The organism is Mycobacterium sp. (genome assembly GCF_032162105.1).
Taxonomy (GTDB): domain Bacteria; phylum Actinomycetota; class Actinomycetes; order Mycobacteriales; family Mycobacteriaceae; genus Mycobacterium.
Genome location: NZ_JAVRPS010000335.1, coordinates 1 through 2,527, shown reverse-complemented (window position 1 = coordinate 2,527; position 2,527 = coordinate 1). Strand labels below are relative to the sequence as shown.

Here is a 2,527-nt window from a genome sequence, read left to right as displayed (position 1 = left end):
GCGCCGATCGCGTCCATCGCGCGGCGGAGAACCCTCTTGTTGGCGTCGCGGATCTCCTGCGTGTCGGACATGCGCACCTCTGGTCGTCATTAACGTGATTAGAAATAACGTAACTAAGCGCCGCCAGGAATGCAATGGTCCGTTCGGGCACGCCCGGACCTGTTTAGGAGCAATCCGCGGGCCATCACGCCGCCGTCGGTGACGACGCCCTGTCCGGTGTTAGAGCTCCTCGCATCCGAGGTGAGCGGGCGGCGCCGAGCATTTCGTCGAGCCCCCCATGCGTTGCCGTGCCTCCGCAGCTCTGAGCCCCACGGCGCAGCCGTCTTCCGAAATATCTTGGTTTCCGAGTGACGTTCAAGTGGTCGTCACCAGTTCCTCGACCTCGCGAAGGAGACGGCGCTCGCTTTGACCCTGAACCTGCCGCGGCAGTTCAGCGGCGATGAAGACGCGGCGGTGTCACGTGACGTATCCAACTGCGCTGGCTTGTCGCCGTCGAACTACTGGCGTTGCCAATCGCTTAGCTGTTGACAGGACTTGCAGGGGCGGTTCAGTCCTCTCACGAACCTTCGCATTGTGATCGCCGGACAAAAGGTCAACGCTCAACTGGCCGACAACCCCACCGCCCGCGACCTCGCTCACCAACTCCCGATCAGGTTGGCCTTCCGCGACCTGAACCGCGTGGAGAAGATCGCCAAACTCGCTCGACCGCTGACCACCGACGGCGTGCCCGAGGGCGGTGACCCCGAAATCGCCGACATCGGCTACTACGCACCGTCACAGGACCTGGTCCTGTACTACGGCGACGTCGGCCATTGGAACGGCATCGTGCGCATCGGCCGCTTCGACAGTGACCAGCTGGCGCTCGTCGAAGGTCAGTCCGACGGCTTCGAAGTCACCATCGAAATCGCGTGACCGGGCGCGGCGACGGGGCCGGTTCACCGCGGCATCGTAGAGATGCCAAAGGGGGCTGAGCGACGGGTCGTTCGCCGGCGGCGATTGCTCGTCACGATCGTTCTTTAGGCGAGTGCCCGATGGTCAGGATCGTCCAAGGGTTGGCCGGTAAGGCGAGCGCCGTTCAGCGTGGCCGGTTGGCGGAGGCAGTGTCCTCGGAGCCAGTCGGCACTGCAGGTGTCCTGAGAAAGGACACGTCGATGAGACAAATCGTTCTGGACAAGTGTCTAACAGCACGGAGGCTGGTGCGCGCGGAGTGCCTTACTGAACGCCATCCAGCATGTCGAACGTTGGCGCAACCGAAAAGCCTGACGGCGCCGAAACTCGGAGCACTTCCCGCAGCCGGTGACCCAGGCGGTCGAGCCGCTCGCCGTCCATGCGGTTGCTCGGTCCGGTGATGCTCACCGCCACGGGGCGTCCGGTGGGCCGTCTCAGCGCTACGCCCACACAGCAGATCCCCGCTTCGTTCTCCTCGCGTTCCATGGCGAACCCACATAGCCGCGCCTCGCTGACCGCTCGGCGGAATTTGTCGACGACCGCGGGATCCCCATCGGCGGTGTACGCGGACAGCTGGGCATCCGATGCACCCTCCCCAGCGACCATGGCGCGGCCCAGCGCGGTGGTGAGCACACTGACCTGACGGCCCACCCGGGACCACACGCGCAGAGTCCGGTCGGGTTCCACTTTGTCGAGATACAGAACGTCACGGCCTTCGAGGATGCCCAGGTGCACCAGTTCTTGGACCTCTTGGCAGATGGCGAGCAGGGCCGGGCGGAAGAGCGCGGGCAGGTTCTCCTCGCGAAGGAAGCGTTCCACCAAAAGCGCTGGGCGCGAACCCAATCGGTAGCGCTGATTCTCGCCTTGCTCGGCGAATCCTCGATGTTGCAGCGCTTGCAGCGTTCGGTGCGCAGAGGCCTTGTTGAGCCCGCTTGCCTCGACCACGTCGCGTAGCGCCATGCCGTCGGGCCCCGCATCGGCGAGCAACTCGATCAACGCGAGGGCCTTGTCGACGCTGCCGACCGGGGACGGCAAGTCGCCATTCATCATCACGTGCCCCTTCCTTCCGCAGCCGTACCGAGAGCTTGGCACACCGAAACTGGTGACCCTTGACACAATTCGAGCCGCGTGTCAGTGTGGTTCACATAACGATACGTACGGTTCATAATACGGAACGACTCGCGACGGCCCGAACTCGGAAGATAGATGCCCAGACTCTCTCGTCAGACCACCCCGAAGGGTGCGTTGCTCGGTGCATCGGCCGGCGATGCCACGGGAATCGTTCACCTGGGTCTTGGCAACTTCCACCGCGCCCATGCTGCCGCCTACACCGCGCAGGCCCTCGCCTCAGAGTCGGGCGAATGGGGTATTTACGGCTTCGCCAACCGCTCGCATGACGTAGTCACGGCGATGCGGGCGCAGGACGGGCGCTACTCGATCCTCGAGCTCTCGGAGCGGGGTCGCCGTGCCGCCGTCGTCGACGTCCACCGTGGCCTCGGCGTACTCGCCGACGAACCAGAATCCTTCATCTCCGCGGTTGCCGCCCCCGCCAACCGCATCCTGACGCTGACCGTAAGCG

The 2,527-nt window shown here is 64.5% G+C and carries 3 protein-coding genes; 2 read left to right on the top strand and 1 reads right to left on the bottom strand.

The window, feature by feature from the left end; translation table 11 throughout:
- Positions 1-573: 573 nt before the first annotated feature.
- Positions 574-912, top strand: a complete 339-nt coding sequence (locus tag QOC69_RS17100) for a cyclophilin-like fold protein (RefSeq protein ID WP_526441632.1) — start codon at positions 574-576, stop codon at positions 910-912.
- Positions 913-1,212: 300 nt separating this feature from the next.
- Here QOC69_RS17100 and QOC69_RS17095 read toward each other — a convergent pair whose 3' ends face one another.
- A complete protein-coding gene (locus QOC69_RS17095; protein ID WP_526441634.1) occupies positions 1,213-1,998 on the bottom strand; it encodes an IclR family transcriptional regulator in 786 nt (261 codons plus the stop codon).
- A gap of 156 nt (positions 1,999-2,154) precedes the next feature.
- Between QOC69_RS17095 and QOC69_RS17090 the strand changes: the two genes are divergently transcribed.
- Positions 2,155-2,527 (top strand): mannitol dehydrogenase family protein (locus QOC69_RS17090; protein WP_526441630.1); only part of this gene is annotated, 373 nt, incomplete at its 3' end.